This window comes from Ensifer sp. GW821-FHT05G01, from assembly GCF_059419585.1.
The window spans coordinates 207,548-225,173 of sequence record NZ_JBWKSC010000010.1 but is presented as its reverse complement, the minus strand read 5'-3'; the positions used below and the strand labels follow the sequence as shown (position 1 = coordinate 225,173).

Below are 17,626 nucleotides of genomic sequence, written 5' to 3'. Positions count from 1 at the left end.
ATGAAACCGGCGACACCTTCGCCCATCAAGATCGCCCGCCGCGGGCTGATGCTGGTCATTTCCTCACCCTCGGGTGCGGGAAAGTCGACGATCGCGCGCAACCTGCTGGAAGCCGATCCCGAAATGAGCATCTCGGTCAGCGTGACCACGCGCCAGCGTCGTCCAAGCGAAATTGATGGCCGGCACTATCACTTCAAGTCAATCCGCGAGTTCGAAGCGCTTCGGGCGACCGACTCGCTGTTGGAATGGGCTGAGGTTCACGGCAATTTCTACGGCACGCCGCGCGACGCCGTCGAGGCCGCGATGGCCGCCGGCCGCGACATGCTCTTCGATATCGACTGGCAAGGCGCCCAGCAGCTTCAGGAGAAGATGGCCGGCGACGTCGTCTCGATCTTCATCCTGCCGCCATCAATGGCGGAGCTGCAATCGCGGCTGCATCGCCGTGCCGAAGACAGCGAGGAAGTGATCGCCACGCGCCTGGCCAATTCGCGTGCTGAAATCGAACATTGGCGCGAATACGACTACATCGTTCTCAACGACGATCTCGACCGTGCCTTTTCGTCCGTCCGTGCGATCGTCGAGGCGGAACGCCTGCGTCGGGACCGTCGTCCGGGCCTGTTCGAATTCGTCAACGGGCTTCTGACGGAAAACCCGTTCTGACCACGACAGCGGCCGGGCAATACCGGCCGCTCACCCGGCAACGGTTGTCCGACAAGCATGTGCGCGCGATGACGCACGCGAAGCTTTTTCTGCGAAAAGTATCATGACGGCTTTCCGTCAGGAAACGCATGGAAACAAAGCGATAGAGCGTCTTGGTGAATCTGTTTCACCGGTAGCGCTCACGGCGCTGAACCAGAACCTAAAGAGCCGTTTGCCCGCAAGATGCTAAAGGCAGTTCGCCAGTCGGCAGAATTCTTCCACGGAAAGCGTTTCCGCGCGCCGCTGCGGATCAATCTCGGCTTTTGCCAGCAGCGCTTCGCCACCAAGCGGCTTCAGGCTCTGGCGGAGCATCTTGCGACGTTGGCCGAAGGCGGCATGGGTGACCTTTTCGAGCGAGGTCACTGCGCACGGGATAGGATTGGCAATCGGCTCCAGATGCACCACCGAAGACGTCACCTTTGGCGGTGGCGTGAAAGCCTGGGGCGGCACGTCGAAGGCCATGCGGGAATTCGTCCGCCAGCCACACAGGACACCCAGGCGACCGTAGTGATCGTCGTCCGCATCAGCGACGATCCGCAAGCCCACCTCGCGCTGGAACATCAGCGTCAGCGATTGCCAGAAGGGAGGCCAAGTCTTTGGCAGCAGCCAGTTGACGAGAAGCTGCGTGCCGACATTGTAAGGCAGGTTGGCAATGATCTTGACGGGGCCGCCACCGCTGATTGCCTCGAAATCGATCTTCAGCGCATCGCCTTCGATGACATCAAGCCGGTTCGGATAGTGATCGGAGATTTCGGCAAGTGCTGGCAGGCAGCGGGAATCCCGCTCGATCGCCACCACCTTCTTTGCGCCGAGCGCCAGGATCGCACGCGTCAGGCCTCCCGGCCCAGGTCCGACCTCGATGACCGTCACATCCTCGAGCGCCCCGGCCGTCCGGGCGATCTTCTGGGTGAGATTGAGGTCGAGCAGGAAGTTCTGCCCAAGCGCCTTCTTGGCGTCGAGGCCATGACGCTGAATTACGTCCCGTAGCGGCGGGAGTCCGTCGAGAGCGGCCATCAGACGATAACTCCTGCGGTATTATTGGAAAGCTCTGCCGCGAGTGTCAGGGCCGCGAACAGGCTGTCGTCACGGGCGATACCCTTGCCGGCGAGGCTGAAAGCAGTACCGTGGTCGGGCGACGTACGGATGAAGGGAAGGCCAAGCGTGACGTTGACGCTGTCGTCGAAACCAAGTGCCTTGGCCGGGATCAGCGCCTGATCGTGGTACATGCAGATCGCGACGTCGTAGGTCGCCCGCGCCCGGTCGTGAAACATCGTATCGGCGGGCAGTGGCCCGGTGGCGTTGATGCCTTCCGCGCGCAACCGCTCGACGACCGGACGGATGATCGCATCGTCCTCGGCGCCCAAGGCGCCGCCTTCACCTGCATGCGGATTGAGCCCGGCGATCGCCAGCTTCGGCTTGTGGATGCCGAAGCGCGTGCGAAGGTCGGTGGCGGTGATTGTGCAGGTCCGGTAGATCAAATCAGCTGTGAGCTGGGCCGGAACGTCTTTTAGTGGGATGTGGATCGTGACAGGCACGGCCCGAAGCTTGGGGCCGGCCAGCATCATCACCGGCAACAGGGTTTCGCCGGTGGCCTTCTCTGCGAGATCCGCCAGGTACTCGGTATGGCCCGGAAAGCGAAAGCCGGCGAGATAGAGCACGGCCTTGGCAATGGGGTTCGTGACCACGGCCGAAGCTTCGCCATTCATGACCAGCCGCACCGCCGTGTCGATGGTACCCGTTATTGCCGGCGCGTTGGCAGAATCTGCCTCGCCAGCGATGACGGGAGCCATGCAGCGCACGGGCAGAACGGGCAGGGCATCATCAAAATGGGAGACTGCGTTCGCACAATCGGTCTCGCGGATCGAGACCGCATGGCCGAGCAAGTCGGCTCTGGCGGCCAGAGCGGCAGGATCGCCGATGAAAAGGAACGGCGGGGTTGAGCGTTCGCGGCGACCAAGCCACGCGGTCAGGCTAAGGTCCAACCCGATCCCGGCAGGATCGCCCATGGTCAGGGCGAGGGGCCCGCCGGTCGTATCGCGCATTTTTGCCCGCTGATCTTACTTGTTGACGATCTGCGCCTTCTTGCGCAGTTCCTCGATATATTTTTCGCTGTTCGGATCTTCGCCGCCGGCCTTCTTCTTGCCGAGGTCCTCGGCGCGGAAGACGATTTCGGCTGCGGTGTCATCATTGACCTGGCGCTTCTTGCAGATGGCGAGAAACTCGACGCCCTTTTCGGTCACGCGCGTTCCCGTCGTGTTGCCGTCGCCGGCCTTCTCGACAAGTGGCTTCCATTCGTCCGGCAATTGCTGGGCCAGCATGCGGCCGAGATCGCGAATGGAAACGTCGCGATAGTTCGCCGCAAAAACCTTTGCCGTATCGCATCCCGGGAACTGAGCACGCGCTGCGTTGGCTTCCGCTTGACGCTTGCCGGTGATGGCGCCGCGCTTCTTCTCCGGAATGACGAAGATGACCTGCTTGAAATAGTATTCGGTCGTGACCGGCTTGTTGCCGCCGCCTTCCATCATCCGCTTGACGAGATCGGCGCCCTGCAGGCGGTTTCCACTACCGAAGCGGAAATTGACGGCGCGCGGCCAGCTCATCTGCACGGCGATGAACTGCTTGAAGTGGTCGGAGCCAACACCGGCCTGGTCGAGGATCTTGCCAAGCTGCTCGGGAGAGAGCTTGTTGCCGGCCGCAAAGCGCGCAAAGGCCGCGTCCACGTCCTGCGTGCTGACCGACTGGCCGATCCGTGCGATTTCTGCGCGCTTCAATACTTCGTCGACGAGTTGCTTCTTGGCTTCCTCTGCACTGCCGCCCTGGCGTTGCAGGCGAAGGAAGGCGACGCGCTTGGCAATGTCGCCGGAGGTGATCACGGTGTTGTTGACCGTTACCTTCACCTGGCTCGCAGCCTGCGCGCTGGCGCAAACGGCAATGCTCAGGCTGCCGGCCAAAGCCATTACCGAAAGCGTCCTCAAGATCGACATTTTCCCGCCCATCATCTTTTCCTGTCCTTGGCGCGGTCGAAACGTGGTGCTTCGATCCGCATCCCGGCTCACGCCGTTGTTCTATCTTGTCGGAGGGAATGCATAATACATGCGGCCAAACGATGACAAGACCGTTTGGCCGGCCCGATAGCGGGCGGAGGGGCAATCCTTTGGCGAATGCCCCTCCGGCTAAAGCGTATCAATAGTAGTCCAGCTCTTCGAACTTGGTGTCGCCGACATTGACGTCGCCGAGTGTACGGAAGCTGATGCGGGCACCGATCGACCAGTCGTTTGCGATCGTGCTGTCGGTATCGCGTTCCTGCTTGTAGACGAGCGAGAACAGCGTGTCCTGATCGTCATAGGTGATGCCGAAGCCGTTGCGCGAAATGACATCGTTGTTGATGTCGTAGGTTATCGCGCCGAAGACCGACCAGTAGTCATGGAACCGGTAGGCTGCCGCGGTCTGGATTTCGTCCTGATTGCTTTGCGAGCCATAAAGCGGCTGCGCCTCAATGCGCGTATAGGTCATGGCTGCCTGCCAGGTCAGACCGAGATAGCCCACGGTGGCATCGGCGCGGCGCAGAGCCAAATCCTCTTCGTCGAGACGGCCGGAAAGGTTTGCCATCAGGCCAGACGGCGCATCGATACCGAGCATGGCGACGTAGTCGGACCGGTTGCTTTCGAGGCCTGAATTCGCCCCCGCCTTGACCAGGTCGTCCGTTGCGAACGAGTTCAGGCCGCCGAGATGGTAGGATTGACCGACGATGCCGCGCAAGCCGTAGCCGCTGTCGAATGTCCCGGTATAGCGAAGACCGACATTGGCGCGGGTGCCGCCTTCGATGCGATCGAAGCCCGAAAACTTGTCGCGATCGAACAGGTTCGTCGCGTCGAAGACGAAGCTCTGCGCATCCTCGTTGGGCAGGCCGCCGGCATATTGCTCGTTGGGACGGGCATAGACCTGGGCGATCGGCTCGAGGACGTGGCTGCTATTGTCGCCCACGAACAGGATCGGGTAGCGCGCCTCGAGGCCTGCCGTCAGCATGCGCCGCGTGGCGGCATCGCTGTTGTTGAAGTCCCCCGTATAGCCGGCACCCGGGTCCGTCATGTTCAGGCCGAGCGCGTCACCGCGGGCGGCCAGCAACGGCGTCAGGACGATGCCGCCCGGAGCGATGTAGGTCCGCTTCCATTCGAGTTCCGCAGTCAGGCGATGCGTCGTTCCTTCGAGGCCACGGTACCGATTGACCACGCCTGGAATGGAATCGAGGTCGAGCCGGTTGCGCTTTATGTTGGTGAGGTTCACCGTTGCCGAAAGTTCGCCGCCCAGAACCGGCTGAGGCGCCTTGTAGGAATAGTCCAGAACCTGTGCTGCCGGCTGCTGGTTTTCAGCAACGCTGCTTGCGTCCGCGTCCTGAATGTCGAAATAGAAGGCGCGCAGGTCGAAATAGTTCCGCTTGCCAAGGCCGGTCAGGTAGGCCTGGTTGACATAGGTCGTTCCGTCGAACGTCGACAGTTCATAGGTCTTGGCGAAGTTGTTGTCGGACTGGACGAGGACATTCCAGCCGAACGTCCAGCGCGGATTGATCTCGAATTCGCCCTTGGAGGCGATCATGCCGCGATTGGTTTCGAGCGCATCGACCGTGCCGGGCGTAAACCGGCTCCTGTCGAGCTGGTTGATGCCGGCAACGCTCAAGGTGTGAAGGCCGTTGTGGAATCTCTGGCGGAACTCACCTTCCAGCAGGAAGCCCTGCCGGCTGAGACCCGTCAATGTTGCCGTCGCGTCCATGTGGGGCGAGATCGCCCAGTAGTAGGGAATGCCGACGCCGGCGCCGAGCTTCTGCGTGTAGCGGAACTTCGGAAACAGGAAGCCGCTCTTGCGCTTTACCGTGTGGTCGGGAATCTCCATCACCGGAATGTAGGCGATCGGCTTACCAAAGAGCTCGAAGCGGGCGTTTTCCAGCTTGATCGTGCGCGTGCGTCCATTCTGGACAATGCGTTGCGCCTTGATATGCCACAGCGAACGGTGATCGGGCTTCGTCGTGCACGGCGTGCAGGCCGTGTAGACGGCCTCGTTGAGGATGAATTCTTCGCCGTTCCGGCGCTCGCCGCTGGTCGCGGCAAGCCGCGTCAGATCCGTCGTCTCGATGCGCATGGCATCGACGAAACCGTCGCCGAAGTCGTCGGTCACGTCCATCTTTTCGGCGTAGACGACATTGCCGCCCGGCTCGATCAGCTGGATTTCACCGGTGGCATGAATGCGTCCCGCCTTCTGGTCGTATTCGACCTGCCGGGCCACCATCTTGTAACCGCCGTAGTCGATCTGCACGTTGCCGCGCACAATCACCTTCTCGGCGTCCTTGTTGTAGACAAGCTCATTGGCGGACAGAAGCAGCTTGGCATCTTCCGGCATGTTCGGGCGCAGCGAATCAAGGCGCTCCGAAGTCTGCTGCGCGAGCGCGGGCGCACTCATTCCCATGGCAAGTGTCTGCAGCGCCACGCCTGCGAACAGGGCAGCGTTGATCAGCTTTGTACGTTTGCGGTTGCCTGCCGCCACTAGCCATCCTCCTGGTTTAAAAGAATCGTCGAGCCCAGCGCCATCGCTACAACAACTGGCAACCAGGCTGCAACGAAAGGAGGCACTATACCGCTGCTCCCGAATGCTTTGACAAGCACGGTGACGACATAAAGCACGAAGCCCGATAGGATTCCACCGAGAATTACCGAGCGGGATTGGTTGAACCGGCTAAATTTCAGCGACACGCACGCGGCAATCAGCGTCATGGCGACAAGTAGCAGCGGCAAGGACAAAAGGGAGTGGAATTGGGTTTCCATGCCGTTGGTCGAAAAGCCGAATGAGCGAGCCACTTCGATCTTTCGAGGGAGGTCGAAAAACTGAATGGAATCAGCCTTTGCAAGCCTTTCCTGAACAAACTCCGGCTTCAAATTGGTGCGCAGTTGTGCCGTTTGCAGACGACGAGGCAGCTGTCCGCTGCGTGTTTCCGCGACGTCGTTAAGAAGCCAGTAACCATCTTCGAGTTTCGCCGAGGCGGCATCCTGTCTCAGAATGATCGAACCCTGTGGATCGAAGTGGATGACGGTGACGTTGACAAGCGTCGTGCCGCCGTCCTGAACCGAGCGGGCGCCAATGATTGTATCGGTGCCCTGGTAGATCTGTCTGAGCCACGGGATCGAGCCGGCATCCGAGGTCCGCGACGAACCAAGGGCGGCAAGCATGGCCTCTTCCTTCTTGGCACCCCAGGCTGCCAGCGGGTTGAGTGCGAGCACGGCGAGCACGCCGAACAGGAAGGCGCCAAGGACAAACGGACGCAGGAACTGCCACACCGAAATGCCCGCAGCCCGGGTGACCACGAGTTCGTAACGCCTGTTGAGCGAGATCAGGGCGGCCATCGCAGAGAAAAGCGCGACGAAGGGAACGGTCTGCTGCAGAATGGTTGGGATCCGGAAGGCACTGATCAGCAACGCGGCCGTTATCGAATAATGCGGAAGGTTGGACAGGCGGCTCGCCTGTTCGCTGAAGTCGATGATGAAGACCAGCGAAAAGATACCGACCAGAAACCAGAAGGTTGTGACGACGTAACGGGTGAGGAAGTAGCGACCGAGGGTGGTGAAGATCACGATGCGTTGCTCCCGTCAGGGGCCGGGCGCACGAGGCGAAGGCGCACCATCAACTCGGACAGCTTTTCCTGCCAGGTCATGGGAATGTCGAGCCGACGGTTGCTGGCGAGCTGGTGAATGGCAAGCGCGCCGGTGGCAAGTGGAACGACATACATCAGCGGAACGAACCAGACCGAATCTTCGGCGCTGTTGCCCGCATAGAAGGTCATCCAGCGAATGACCAAGGCGGAGCCGAGGGCGCTGACCATCGGGTGGACTCGCGCCTCGCGGTGCGAGCGGGCATCGCTGCAGAAGACAAGCGCGATCAGGCCGAACAGCAGCGGGAACGTCCATTCCGTCAAGCGGCGGTGCAGCTCGGCGGTGAAGGCAAGCGGGTTACCCTGATAGACGGGATCGTTGGGGTCCGGGTTGAAAAGATTGGGAAGGTCGCGATCCTTGGCACGGATCGTCGCTTCGCGCGTCGTCTTCGTCATGTCGGCGAGATCGAAGGCGTAGGAATCGAACTTGATGATCGACACGCCGCCGTCGGGCAGCTTTCGCTGAACTTCGCCGTCCTTCATGACCAGCGCCGAGCTCTTCTCGTCCACGGCACCTTCGCGCGCATAATAGACGAGCTCGAAAGCCGGGTTGCGGGAATCGGCGACGAAGATCCCTTCGAGCACGCCACCGCCGCGTCGGCCGCCAACCTGCACATAAAGCCCGTCGGTAATCTTGCGGAAGGCATTCTCCTGGACGACCGAGGAAAGCAGGTCCGCATTGGCCGTTGCCAGCATTTTGCGCACGGCGACGCGCGAATAGGGCTCAACAAAATTGTCGACCACGAAGGAGAGGACGCTCAGGCCGGCAGCGAGAAGGATGATCGGACGGATGATCGTCATGCGCGAGCTTCCGGCAGCATTCAGCACCGTCAGTTCAGAATCGGTGTTCATCGTCGTCAACGTCTGGGTCACGCCGATGACCAGCGCGAACGGCAGAATGATCGGTACGACCGAGGGCAGGATGAGCGTCGCGAGTTTGAGGAACGCAAAGACCGACTGGCCGCTATCGGTGACCAGATTGACGTTGGTCAGGGCCTGCGTCGTCCACACGATGCCGAGCAACGGCAAAAGTGTCGCGAGGAACATGGTCAGGGCACGCCGGAAAATGTAGCGTTCAATCAGCTTCATGTCCGTTTCCGGTCCAAATTCCTGCTCATGTTTCCGTCCCGCATCGCTGCATCGAAACGCCTGTTTCTGCTGCCGCCATCAGCGGGAACCGAGCTTTCGTCTCATCTCCGGCATTGCTCAAAGTGTAAAGCAACTGGGATAATTTAAGGCGAAGAACCTCGGTTAACCGCATGTAAACATCTGAGGGCATCTTGCCAAGCCGTTGAAAAGCGAGAAGGGTGCCGACCACAGCTTTGACGGCGGCAGACGCAGCGAATGTTTGCCACTGTAACCGCCCGGTAACAGGGGCGAGCGCGTAAGACCAAGAAATGCCCGGAGTTTTGTAATGTCTATGAAATTTGAGTTCACCTTCGCCAAGTCTCATCGCCCGGCGGGTGGTGTTGCAATTCTGTTGAAAGCGACCGTTGGACAGGCAGCGGGCGCCGATGTCGCCGATCCGGAAGGGGTTCTGGCCAAGGCGGCGAAGATCAAGAAGTTCAGCGGCAAGGCATTCTCCACCCTCGATATTCTCGCGCCGCATGGCTCGCCCGCAGACCGGATCATCGTGCTCGGCCTCGGTAACCCCGATGTATTGACCGATCACGATTGGCTGAAGGCAGGTGGTGCCGCAGCGGCGAAGTTGCGTGGGGCCGAAAAGGCTACGATCTTCATCGACGTTCCCGATCTCGAAGTCAGCGGCAAGGCGGCGGCCGACTTCGCGCTCGGTATGGAAATGAACGCCTACAACTTCGACGGCTACAAGACGAAAAAGGCCGATGATGAGGCCAAGTCCGCGGGCAAGCCGGTGAAGGTCACCATCGTGACCGGCGCGGTGATTGCGGCGAAGAAAGCTTTTGCGACGGCGCAGGCGGTCGGCGAGGGCGTGTTCCTTGCCCGCGACCTGGTCAACGAGCCGGCAAACGTCCTCGGTCCGCTGGAGTTCGCCGCCAAGGCGAAGGAGCTGGAGAAGCTCGGCGTCGAGGTGGAGATCCTCACCGAAAAGGAAATGAAGAAGCTGGGAATGGGCGCGCTTCTCGGCGTTGCCCAGGGCTCGACGCGCCCGCCGCGACTGGTCGTGATGCAGTGGAAGGGCGGCAAGTCCAAGGAGCGCCCGGTTGCCTTCATCGGCAAGGGCGTGGTGTTCGACAGCGGCGGCATCTCGATCAAGCCGGCTGCCGGCATGGAAGAGATGAAGGGCGACATGGGCGGTGCCGCTGCCGTCACCGGCCTGATGCACGTGCTTGCGGCGCGTCACGCCAAGGTCAATGTCGTCGGCATCATCGGCCTTGTGGAAAACATGCCCGACGGCAGCGCGCAGCGTCCGGGTGATATCGTGACGTCGATGTCCGGTCAGACGATCGAGGTCATCAATACCGATGCCGAGGGACGTCTCGTGTTGTGCGATGCGCTCTGGTATTGCAACGACCGCTTCAAGCCGCAGGCGATGATCGACCTCGCAACGCTGACCGGCGCGATCATGGTCGCGCTTGCCACCCATCACGCCGGCCTGTTTTCCAATGACGACCGCCTGGCCGGCCAATTGCTGGCCGCCGGCGTTGCCACGCAGGAGCGCCTCTGGCGCATGCCGCTTGGCAAGGAATACGACAAGATGATCGACAGCAAGTTTGCCGACATGAAAAACACCGGCGGACGTTATGGCGGTGCGATTACCGCGGCGCAGTTCCTGAAGCGCTTCGTCGGGGACACGCCCTGGGCCCACCTGGATGTCGCCGGCACCGCGATGGGGTCGCCGACTGACGAAGTCAATCAGTCGTGGGCCTCCGGTTTCGGCGTTCGTCTGCTCGATGAGTTGGTCCGCGCGAGCTACGAGTCCTGACCGGCATCGCAGGCGATGACGAAGGCCGTGGAGAGATCGGCATGACCGAGATCCTTTTCTATCATCTGACGGAATCGAAGCTCGAGGATGCACTTCCGCCGTTGCTCGACAAGAGCGTCGAGCGCGGCTGGAGAGTGGTGGTGCAGACGGTCGATGCCGAGAGGCGCGATGCGCTCGACACACATCTCTGGGTCTACCGGGACGAAAGCTTCCTGCCGCACGGGACAGACGCCGGGGACCTTGCTGCCGAGCAGCCGGTTCTCCTCGTCGCCGACGAAGGCAACCAGAACGCCGCAACAGTTCGTTTCCTTGTCGATGGCGCCAATCCGCCACCGGTCGAGAGCTATGAGCGAATCGTCTTCATGTTCGACGGCTACGACCAGCAACAGCTCGAAGCCGCCCGCGGGCACTGGAAACGGCTGAAAGGTGAGGGCCACAGCCTCACCTATTGGCAGCAGAACCGTGATGGCCGATGGGAAAAGAAGGCCTGATCGACACACCCAAGAATGCTTGACCATGAAAAAGCCCGCGGGAAGCCGCGGGCTTTCTCTTTTGCCGTCGTCTCGGCGACTAGAGCATTTCCAGGAAAAGTGCGAAGCGGTTTTCCGTCAGGAAATGCGTAAAAACAAGGTGCTAGAGCGTTTCTGCGACTCTGTCTAAACTGGAAACGCTCTAGTCGTGGAAGGCTTCGACGAACTTGCGTCGGCCAAGCATGAACGCATCGGCGACGTGGCGCAGTGGCGCGAGATCGACGTCCGATGTCTTGGCCCTGATGATTTCGGCGAAACGCTTGTAGAGCATCGGATATTCCTGTTCCGGCTCCTCGTGCGCGATCTTGCCGTCGATTGAGAGTTTCGCGCCGCCTTCCGACAGCACCATTTCGCCAGCGTCGGTCTGCGCTACGATATCCCAGCTCTGCTTGCCGGTCTGGCGCCAGTCGAACTCTGCCGAAACCGCCAGCTTGTCCGCATCGGTGAAGGCGATCGTGGCAGCGATCGGGGCATCGCGGTTTTCCGGGAACTCCAGCGCGGCCGCGGTAATGAACAATGGTCGCGGCAGGATATGCGTGACGATCGAGAGCGCATTGATACCAGGATCGAAAATGCCGAGGCCGCCCGCTGCCCAGATCCATTCCTGGTTCGGGTGCCACTGCCGGACATCCTCTTTCCAGACGATCTTCACATCGCGGATTGTCGTTGCCGCGAGAAACGACTTTGCCGCCTCGACGGCAGGCGCATAGCGCGAATGCCAGCTCGCAAACAGTGAAAGGCCCTTGGAAGCAGCGAGCGATTCGAGGTCTGCCACTTCACTCAAGGTGGCGCCCGGCGGCTTTTCGAGGAAGACGTGCTTGCCCGCTTCAAGGGCAGTGCGCGCCGCCTCGTATCGGTATTGGGGCGGCATGCAGAGCGACACCGCATCGATTGCGGGAACGGCCTCCAGCATTGCCTCGATTGACTTGAAGTTATCGACGCCGTCGACGGTGCCGTGGCGGCTCGCCGCGGCAATCAGCCGATAGTCGCCGTTCTTGGCGATGGCAGGCAAATGCTGGTCACGAACGATCTTGCCGACGCCGACAAGCGCGATTTGAATTGGAGGCATGGTGTTTCGCTCATATTAGTATGATTTATTGCCGGTTCTTGTAGCAGATTGCGCGGCGCGGGCAAGCGCTGCCGAGAAAAGCTGGTCCCGTTCGCCGAGCCGAAAACAAACGGCAGTGGCCCCATTCTCTCTGGCCTCCCGTGCCCTAGCTTCTACAATCCATGATGCCAATCAATATGGTCAGCAAACGTGACACGAGTGGTAACAGGCAGAACGAGGAGAGACCATGCACCAGCACATCCGCCACGCCAGCCGCGACGAGCTCGATGCCATCATCGATTGGGCGGCTCGCGAGGGCTGGAACCCGGGGCTCGATGATGCGGCGGCGTTCTGGGCGGCGGATCCGGAAGGGTTCTGGGTGGCGGAGCGCGAGGACAGGCTGGCAGCCTCCATCTCATTGGTGCGCTATGACGAGACCTATGCCTTTCTCGGTTTCTACATAACGGCCCCGGAGTTTCGCCGGCAGGGCATCGGCGGTCAGATGTGGCAGCAGGCGCTGACGGCGGCCGGGCAGCGCATCGTCGGTCTCGACGGCGTTGTTGCCGAGCAGGAAAATTATCGCCGGTCCGGCTTCGTTCTCGCCCACGCAAACATCCGATACGGCGGCATCGTCGACGTGGTCGAACCTCCAGGCACCGAGCTGATCGAGGTCGCGCCGGTCCACACGCCGATGCTGATCGACTACGACCGCCGCTTCATGCCTGCCCGGCGCGACGCCTTTCTCACCGAATGGCTGAGACCTGGCCGGACGCGTCGAAGCATCGTGCTGTTTCGGGACGGTGCTGTTTCCGGCTATGGCACGCTGCGATCCTGCCGCCAAGGCTACAAGATAGGCCCGCTCTTTTCCGAAAGCGAGACGGTGGCCGACCTGGTGTTTCGAAAGCTGGCCGCGACGGTGAAAGGCGAGGAGGTCTATCTCGACATTCCCGAGCCGAACGCCTCGGCGCGGGCGCTCTGCGAGCGCTACAACATGAAGCCGGTTTTCGAAACGGCGCGGATGTATCGAGGCATTGCGCCCGATCTGCCCCTTGCCCGGATCTACGGCATCACCACCTTCGAACTCGGCTGACCGGCGATCACAGGGCGCAAGAGCCAGCTCGAAAGCGTTGGATCAATTGGCCATCGCTTCTTCGTACTCGGACGAGAGCTCAAGCCACTGTTCCTCTGCATGCGCAAGTTTTTCGACCGCGTCGGAGCGTTCCTTGGCCTTCTGTGCGGCTTTTGCCGGCGTCTTTTCATAGAGCGCAGGATTGGCGAGTTCGGCGTCGAGCGCTTGAATCACTTTCTCCAGCTTTCCCGTCAGCGATTCGATTTCGTTGATCTTTTTCCTCAACGGGGCGAGCGAGGCGCGCTTGTCCGCATTGGCCTTGCGCTGGTCCGCCTTCGACAGCGAATCGTCCGCACCGACTGACTTGGACTTGTCTTCCTTCGCCTTCGGCCCCCCGACGATCAGGCTTCGATAATCTTCGAGGTCGCCGTCGTAGCTCGTCACCGTCCCGTCCCGCACAAGCCACAGCCGGTCGGCGGTCGCCTCGATCAGGTGGCGGTCGTGCGAGATCAGGATCACCGCACCGGAATAGTCGTTGAGCGCCGTGATCAGCGCATTGCGGCTATCGATATCCAGATGGTTGGTCGGCTCGTCGAGGATCAGGAGGTTCGGCGCGTCGAACGCGGCAAGGCCCATCAGCAGGCGCGCCTTTTCGCCGCCCGACAGGTCCTTGGCGGGTGTCTCCATTTTCTCGGTCGCCAGGCCCATCTGCGCGACGCGGGCACGCACCTTCGCTTCTGGCGCTTCCGGCATGCGGCGGCGCACATGTTCGACGGCGCTCTGGGTCGGGATCAGATCGTCCAGCTGGTGCTGTGCAAAGAAACCGACCTTGAGGTTCGGGGCGATCTTCAGTTCGCCGGATTCGGGCGCAAGCCGTCCGGAAATGAACTTGGCGAAGGTTGACTTGCCGTTGCCGTTCGACCCGAGCAGGGCGATGCGGTCGTCGGTGTCGATCCTGAGGTTCAGGCGCTTGAGGATCGGCTTGCCCGGCTCGTATCCGACGGTGCCGCCGGTGACGGCGATGATCGGGGAAGCCGCTTCCTTTTCCGGGTCGGGGAAGGAGAAGCCCTGGACGTGATCCTCGATCACGGCGGCGATCGTGCCCATGCGCTCCAGCGCCTTGACACGGCTCTGTGCCTGACGGGCCTTGGTGGCCTTGGCCTTGAAGCGGTCGATGAAGCTTTGAAGGTGCTTTCGCGCCGCGTCGTTCTTGGCCTTCGCCTTCATCTGCAGCTCGTCAGCTTCCGCCTTCTGCCGCTCGAACTGGTCGTAGGGGCCGCGATAGTAGGTGAGCTTCTTCTGGTCGAGATGCACGATGGCGTTGACGGCCGTATTCAACAGGTCGCGGTCATGGCTGATGATGATGACCGTGTGCGGATAGCGACGAATGTAATCCTCGAGCCAGAGCGTGCCTTCAAGGTCGAGATAGTTGGTCGGCTCGTCGAGCAGCAAGAGGTCCGGCTCGGAAAAGAGCACGCCTGCAAGGGCCACCCGCATTCGCCACCCGCCGGAGAAGGAGGAGGCGGGACGCAGCTGTGCTTCGTGGTCGAAGCCGAGGCCGGCGAGAATGCTGGCGGCCCGCGCTTCGGCGGAGTGAGCGCCGATGTCGGCAAGCCGTGTCTGGATTTCGGCGATGCGGTGTGGATCGGTCGCGGTCTCCGCTTCGGTGACCAGCGCCGTGCGTTCCTTGTCCGCCTTGAGCACGATCTCGATCAGCGGCTCCTCGGTGCCCGGCGCTTCCTGAGCCACCTGGCCGATCCGCGCGTTCTTCGGCAGCGCAATCGTGCCGGCCTCCGACGCGAACTCGCCGGTAATGATGCGGAAGAGCGTCGATTTGCCGGCGCCGTTTCGCCCCACAAGCCCGGCCTTCGTGCCTGCAGGCAGCGTCACGGATGCGTTTTCGATGAGGAGACGGCCCGCGATGCGGGCGGAAAGGCCGGAAATCTGGATCATTGCGGCCTTTTGCCCGGAGTCAGGGCGGAAGGCAAGAGCTGTGCGGCGGCTGCCGTTTCGAGCCTGCGTCTTGAGGTGGGGTTCGCAGTTTTCAAGGGGCCATTGTTATCAATTCATGAACAACGCGTTCCGACAATCGATACTACACATCCTCATCGTGAGGGACCATCTGTTTAATCGAAGGGCAGCGAAAGGCTCTTCCGACCGCCTCGATCGACTGAACGCCATCGGCAAGGCCACCGCGTTCCAGCAAAGACCGATCCGGCCAAACGTAGTTTTGACAAACCCCTCGTTCAATCGAACGAGCCTCCCAGGAGCAAAGACGATGAAAACCACTGTTCACACCGCACTCGCCGCAGCCCTCGTTGCAACTGCCGTCATCGGTGGCGCCTCCGCTGCCTTTGCCGGCGGCAGCTACTACGAAGGCATCAGCCCGACTCCGCTGTTTACCGAACGCGCGCCCAAGGCCGTCGGTAGCTCCACCTTGAACATCCGCGGTTCGGAAGCCGGCTATATCGACCGCACGGCCACCGGCTCGGTCTACAACTACGACGCCAAGCCGCGGGTCGCGCAGGGCGGCGAAGGCGAATACTACCAGGGTATCTCCCGTTAAGGCGCATTCCGTCGCCGGTCATGGGGCTTTCAGCCCCATGACACTCCATCCCCATCAAGGAATAGACCTATGACCAAGTCCATCGCAACGCTTCTCGTTGCAGCAGCGACGCTCGCCGGCGCTTCCGCGGCCTTTGCAGGCGGCAGCTACTATGAAGGCGTCAGCCCGGCGCCGCTGTTTACCGGTCGCGCTGCCGCTTCTGCCGGTGCAGGCGTGTCAGCAAGCACGGCCGAAAGCGGTGATTATTATGCCGGCATCGAGAACAAGTCGGTTGATGCCGCCGCGACCGGTGCGATTGCCAACGGCCACGCAAAGGCATTCGGCAAAGTCAGCCAAGACAGCCAATAACAAACGCCCAACGGACGACCAGATAACCCGGTCCCGCCAAGCGGGGCCGGGTTATCTCGTTTTGGCGTTGCCAACGAGGTGATTTGCCATGACAGAAAAAATTCAAGTCGCAGAAAGGCTCTTTGAACTCTATCACCGCGTCCATCGCCTGGTGAATGCGTCGATGAGTGAAGAAGGCGTCTCGCTCGCGCGCAGCAAGTTCCTGTTTTACCTCAGTGAACTCGGCCCTTGCCGCTGTGCCGACATCGCTTCGGCGCTCAGTTTTGCCCCGCGAACGGTGACCGAGGCGATCGATGGACTGGAGCGGGACGGTATGGTTGTCCGCGAACCGGACCCCGAGGATCGGCGGGCGAAGATCATTTCGATTACCGATCTCGGTCGGGCCGGCCTGGAAGCGGCGCTTCAGCCCCGTCGGCAGGTGATCGAGGAGCTTTTCTCGACGCTCAATGATGCGGAGCGCACGGATCTCTATCGTCTGCTCGGTCTGCTTGGTGACAAGGCTTGCGAAATCGGCGCGAGCCGGATGATCGACCATGAGCGGCAGGCAGAGGCCGCATAGGCAAAGGAGCATGCGGCCAAGGCATGTCACGCAAAACCGACCGCGTGAAGCGCCGCAGGCGCATTCTCGAGATTGTGATGTGCCTCAGGCGGCGTGCGGCGAATAGATCTTGTCCCGCCTGCCGCCCAGCTCCGTCGAATAGACGAGAACGCCCGAGCGAGAACCCGCGCGCGCGGCCGAAAGTGCCAATTCTGCCTGCTGCATGAAATCGGACGGCGTCGCCATCGGCTGGGCCACAGCGATCCCGGCCGCGAGCGCAAGCGTTTCGGCCGTGAAGGCGCGGCCGGGCAGGGCGACGCGCAACGCCTCCACTGATTGTCGGATGCGTTGCGCAATCGCTTGAGCATTCTCCTCTGTGACATCGCTGCAGAGGAACGCAAACTCCTGGCCGCCGACGCGCGCAACGAAGTCGCTCTTCTTGATCGACTTGCGAAACAGTGTCGAAAGCTTGCCGAGCGCCTTTTCCGCGGTGGCGGCGCCGTGCTGCTCGGCAAGACCGCGCAACCCCTCGACGGACGCGACGATCAGGGCAACCGGCTCTGTTTCACCTTCCGATTCAAGCAGTGTTTTCAAGCGTGCCGACAGGGCCAGGCGATTGGGCAGGCCGGTGACGGGGTCTCGGTTCAACGGCTTGCGGCTTTCGGCGAACGCGCCTTCCAGCGCTGCAAAGCGCTCGGCACTTGACTGCACGGCTGTCAGAAACGCCTGTTCCTCATTCATCAGCAAGCCGGCCGCATCTCGCAGTCTTGCTGCGTCATCGGCAAACTCCGTAAGGCCCGCAACCGGATCTGAGGTAAGGCGGATCTTGAAGCGGTCAAGCTGGCTTCTGAAGGCATGTCGTTGCGCAAGGCTGTGCCTCAGCTGCAGCGCAAGGTCGTTGAGTTCTTCTTGAGCCGTTGCCCTCGCTCGATCGGCAGCAAGCGCTCCATGGGCTATGAGGTGATGCTTGAGCCCAAGTTCATCAAGGGCGTCCTGCTTCGGTGTGGCGCCGAGCGCTGCAAGGTCGCGCGAAAGCTGCGGCAACCGGCCGGACAAGGCTTCATAGACAAGCTCATAATTGCGGGGCAGCGCCGCGATGCTGAGCTGAGACATGGACTGCGCCACCTTCAGAATGATGGCGGTGCTCTTCGTCTGAGATCGGCTGGTGTTCGCGGCGGCTTGCCTGGTCATTCCGTGGTCGTCCTCGATGCCTTTGTCGGATCTGCAGA

Annotated in this window: 16 protein-coding genes; 7 read left to right on the top strand and 9 right to left on the bottom strand. The window is 61.3% G+C overall.

What is annotated here, in order from left to right:
* Positions 1-660 (top strand): guanylate kinase, encoded by a 660-nt coding sequence (gmk, locus tag AC07UR_RS23455; protein WP_112810031.1) that lies wholly within the window; start codon positions 1-3, stop codon positions 658-660.
* Between the two features lie 225 nt (positions 661-885).
* Here gmk and rsmA read toward each other — a convergent pair whose 3' ends face one another.
* From rsmA to lptF, 6 genes are all read right to left on the bottom strand, one after another.
* Entirely contained in the window at positions 886-1,713 is an 828-nt protein-coding gene (gene rsmA / locus AC07UR_RS23450) for a 16S rRNA (adenine(1518)-N(6)/adenine(1519)-N(6))-dimethyltransferase RsmA (RefSeq protein ID WP_209791176.1), read from the bottom strand.
* A complete protein-coding gene (gene pdxA, locus AC07UR_RS23445) occupies positions 1,713-2,741 on the bottom strand; it encodes a 4-hydroxythreonine-4-phosphate dehydrogenase PdxA (RefSeq protein ID WP_209791177.1) in 1,029 nt (342 codons plus the stop codon). Before pdxA ends, rsmA begins: the two co-directional genes overlap by 1 nt.
* Positions 2,742-2,756: 15 nt before the next feature.
* Entirely contained in the window at positions 2,757-3,698 is a 942-nt protein-coding gene (locus AC07UR_RS23440; RefSeq protein WP_209791178.1) for a SurA N-terminal domain-containing protein, read from the bottom strand.
* Positions 3,699-3,882: 184 nt separating this feature from the next.
* On the bottom strand, positions 3,883-6,234 hold the full coding sequence (locus AC07UR_RS23435) for an LPS-assembly protein LptD (protein ID WP_209791179.1): 2,352 nt from the start codon (positions 6,232-6,234) through the stop codon (positions 3,883-3,885).
* On the bottom strand, positions 6,234-7,316 hold the full coding sequence (gene lptG, locus AC07UR_RS23430) for an LPS export ABC transporter permease LptG (RefSeq protein WP_173419570.1): 1,083 nt from the start codon (positions 7,314-7,316) through the stop codon (positions 6,234-6,236). The genes AC07UR_RS23435 and lptG overlap by 1 nt, the downstream gene beginning before the upstream one ends.
* Entirely contained in the window at positions 7,313-8,482 is a 1,170-nt protein-coding gene (gene lptF, locus AC07UR_RS23425; RefSeq protein WP_173419571.1) for an LPS export ABC transporter permease LptF, read from the bottom strand. Before lptF ends, lptG begins: the two co-directional genes overlap by 4 nt.
* Positions 8,483-8,807: 325 nt before the next feature.
* On the opposite strand from lptF, the gene AC07UR_RS23420 reads away from it, so the two are divergent.
* The gene (locus AC07UR_RS23420) at positions 8,808-10,298 is read left to right on the top strand and encodes a leucyl aminopeptidase (RefSeq protein ID WP_209791180.1); all 1,491 of its coding nucleotides are present in this window, start codon (positions 8,808-8,810) and stop codon (positions 10,296-10,298) included.
* 41 nt (positions 10,299-10,339) lie between these two features.
* On the top strand, positions 10,340-10,789 hold the full coding sequence (locus tag AC07UR_RS23415) for a DNA polymerase III subunit chi (RefSeq protein WP_173419573.1): 450 nt from the start codon (positions 10,340-10,342) through the stop codon (positions 10,787-10,789).
* Positions 10,790-10,970: 181 nt separating this feature from the next.
* Here AC07UR_RS23415 and AC07UR_RS23410 read toward each other — a convergent pair whose 3' ends face one another.
* Positions 10,971-11,897 carry a Gfo/Idh/MocA family protein gene (locus AC07UR_RS23410; protein WP_209791181.1) on the bottom strand — a complete coding sequence of 309 codons (927 nt, stop codon included), beginning with the start codon at positions 11,895-11,897 and terminating at the stop codon, positions 10,971-10,973.
* Positions 11,898-12,123: 226 nt separating this feature from the next.
* Here AC07UR_RS23410 and AC07UR_RS23405 point away from each other — a divergent pair, with 226 nt between their 5' ends.
* Entirely contained in the window at positions 12,124-12,966 is an 843-nt protein-coding gene (locus AC07UR_RS23405; protein WP_209791182.1) for a GNAT family N-acetyltransferase, read from the top strand.
* A 42-nt stretch (positions 12,967-13,008) separates the two neighbouring features.
* On the opposite strand, the gene AC07UR_RS23400 is transcribed toward AC07UR_RS23405, so the two are convergent.
* Complete coding sequence (locus AC07UR_RS23400) at positions 13,009-14,898, bottom strand: ABC-F family ATP-binding cassette domain-containing protein (RefSeq protein ID WP_173419576.1); 1,890 nt, start codon at positions 14,896-14,898, stop codon at positions 13,009-13,011.
* 325 nt (positions 14,899-15,223) lie between these two features.
* Between AC07UR_RS23400 and AC07UR_RS23395 the strand changes: the two genes are divergently transcribed.
* From AC07UR_RS23395 to AC07UR_RS23385, 3 genes are all read left to right on the top strand, one after another.
* Complete coding sequence (locus AC07UR_RS23395; protein WP_173419577.1) at positions 15,224-15,511, top strand: hypothetical protein; 288 nt, start codon at positions 15,224-15,226, stop codon at positions 15,509-15,511.
* A 69-nt stretch (positions 15,512-15,580) separates the two neighbouring features.
* The gene (locus tag AC07UR_RS23390; RefSeq protein ID WP_173419578.1) at positions 15,581-15,859 is read left to right on the top strand and encodes a hypothetical protein; all 279 of its coding nucleotides are present in this window, start codon (positions 15,581-15,583) and stop codon (positions 15,857-15,859) included.
* 88 nt (positions 15,860-15,947) lie between these two features.
* Positions 15,948-16,418, top strand: a complete 471-nt coding sequence (locus tag AC07UR_RS23385) for a MarR family winged helix-turn-helix transcriptional regulator (protein ID WP_173419579.1) — start codon at positions 15,948-15,950, stop codon at positions 16,416-16,418.
* An 84-nt stretch (positions 16,419-16,502) separates the two neighbouring features.
* Here the strand turns inward: AC07UR_RS23385 and AC07UR_RS23380 are convergent, their stop codons facing one another.
* The gene (locus AC07UR_RS23380; RefSeq protein WP_209791183.1) at positions 16,503-17,588 is read right to left on the bottom strand and encodes a GGDEF domain-containing protein; all 1,086 of its coding nucleotides are present in this window, start codon (positions 17,586-17,588) and stop codon (positions 16,503-16,505) included.
* Positions 17,589-17,626: the final 38 nt, after the last annotated feature.

What these genes read in the sequence shown, in the direction of transcription:
- gmk (WP_112810031.1), top strand. Translation starts at nt 1, where the DNA reads ATGAAACCGGCGACACCTTCGCCCATCAAGATCGCCCGCCGCGGGCTG.
- AC07UR_RS23395 (WP_173419577.1), top strand. Translation starts at nt 15,224, where the DNA reads ATGAAAACCACTGTTCACACCGCACTCGCCGCAGCCCTCGTTGCAACT.
- lptF (WP_173419571.1), bottom strand. Translation starts at nt 8,482, where the DNA reads ATGAAGCTGATTGAACGCTACATTTTCCGGCGTGCCCTGACCATGTTC.
- AC07UR_RS23415 (WP_173419573.1), top strand. Translation starts at nt 10,340, where the DNA reads ATGACCGAGATCCTTTTCTATCATCTGACGGAATCGAAGCTCGAGGAT.
- AC07UR_RS23400 (WP_173419576.1), bottom strand. Translation starts at nt 14,898, where the DNA reads ATGATCCAGATTTCCGGCCTTTCCGCCCGCATCGCGGGCCGTCTCCTC.
- AC07UR_RS23410 (WP_209791181.1), bottom strand. Translation starts at nt 11,897, where the DNA reads ATGCCTCCAATTCAAATCGCGCTTGTCGGCGTCGGCAAGATCGTTCGT.
- AC07UR_RS23380 (WP_209791183.1), bottom strand. Translation starts at nt 17,588, where the DNA reads ATGACCAGGCAAGCCGCCGCGAACACCAGCCGATCTCAGACGAAGAGC.
- AC07UR_RS23385 (WP_173419579.1), top strand. Translation starts at nt 15,948, where the DNA reads ATGACAGAAAAAATTCAAGTCGCAGAAAGGCTCTTTGAACTCTATCAC.
- pdxA (WP_209791177.1), bottom strand. Translation starts at nt 2,741, where the DNA reads ATGCGCGATACGACCGGCGGGCCCCTCGCCCTGACCATGGGCGATCCT.
- AC07UR_RS23440 (WP_209791178.1), bottom strand. Translation starts at nt 3,698, where the DNA reads ATGATGGGCGGGAAAATGTCGATCTTGAGGACGCTTTCGGTAATGGCT.
- AC07UR_RS23405 (WP_209791182.1), top strand. Translation starts at nt 12,124, where the DNA reads ATGCACCAGCACATCCGCCACGCCAGCCGCGACGAGCTCGATGCCATC.
- AC07UR_RS23390 (WP_173419578.1), top strand. Translation starts at nt 15,581, where the DNA reads ATGACCAAGTCCATCGCAACGCTTCTCGTTGCAGCAGCGACGCTCGCC.
- rsmA (WP_209791176.1), bottom strand. Translation starts at nt 1,713, where the DNA reads ATGGCCGCTCTCGACGGACTCCCGCCGCTACGGGACGTAATTCAGCGT.
- AC07UR_RS23420 (WP_209791180.1), top strand. Translation starts at nt 8,808, where the DNA reads ATGTCTATGAAATTTGAGTTCACCTTCGCCAAGTCTCATCGCCCGGCG.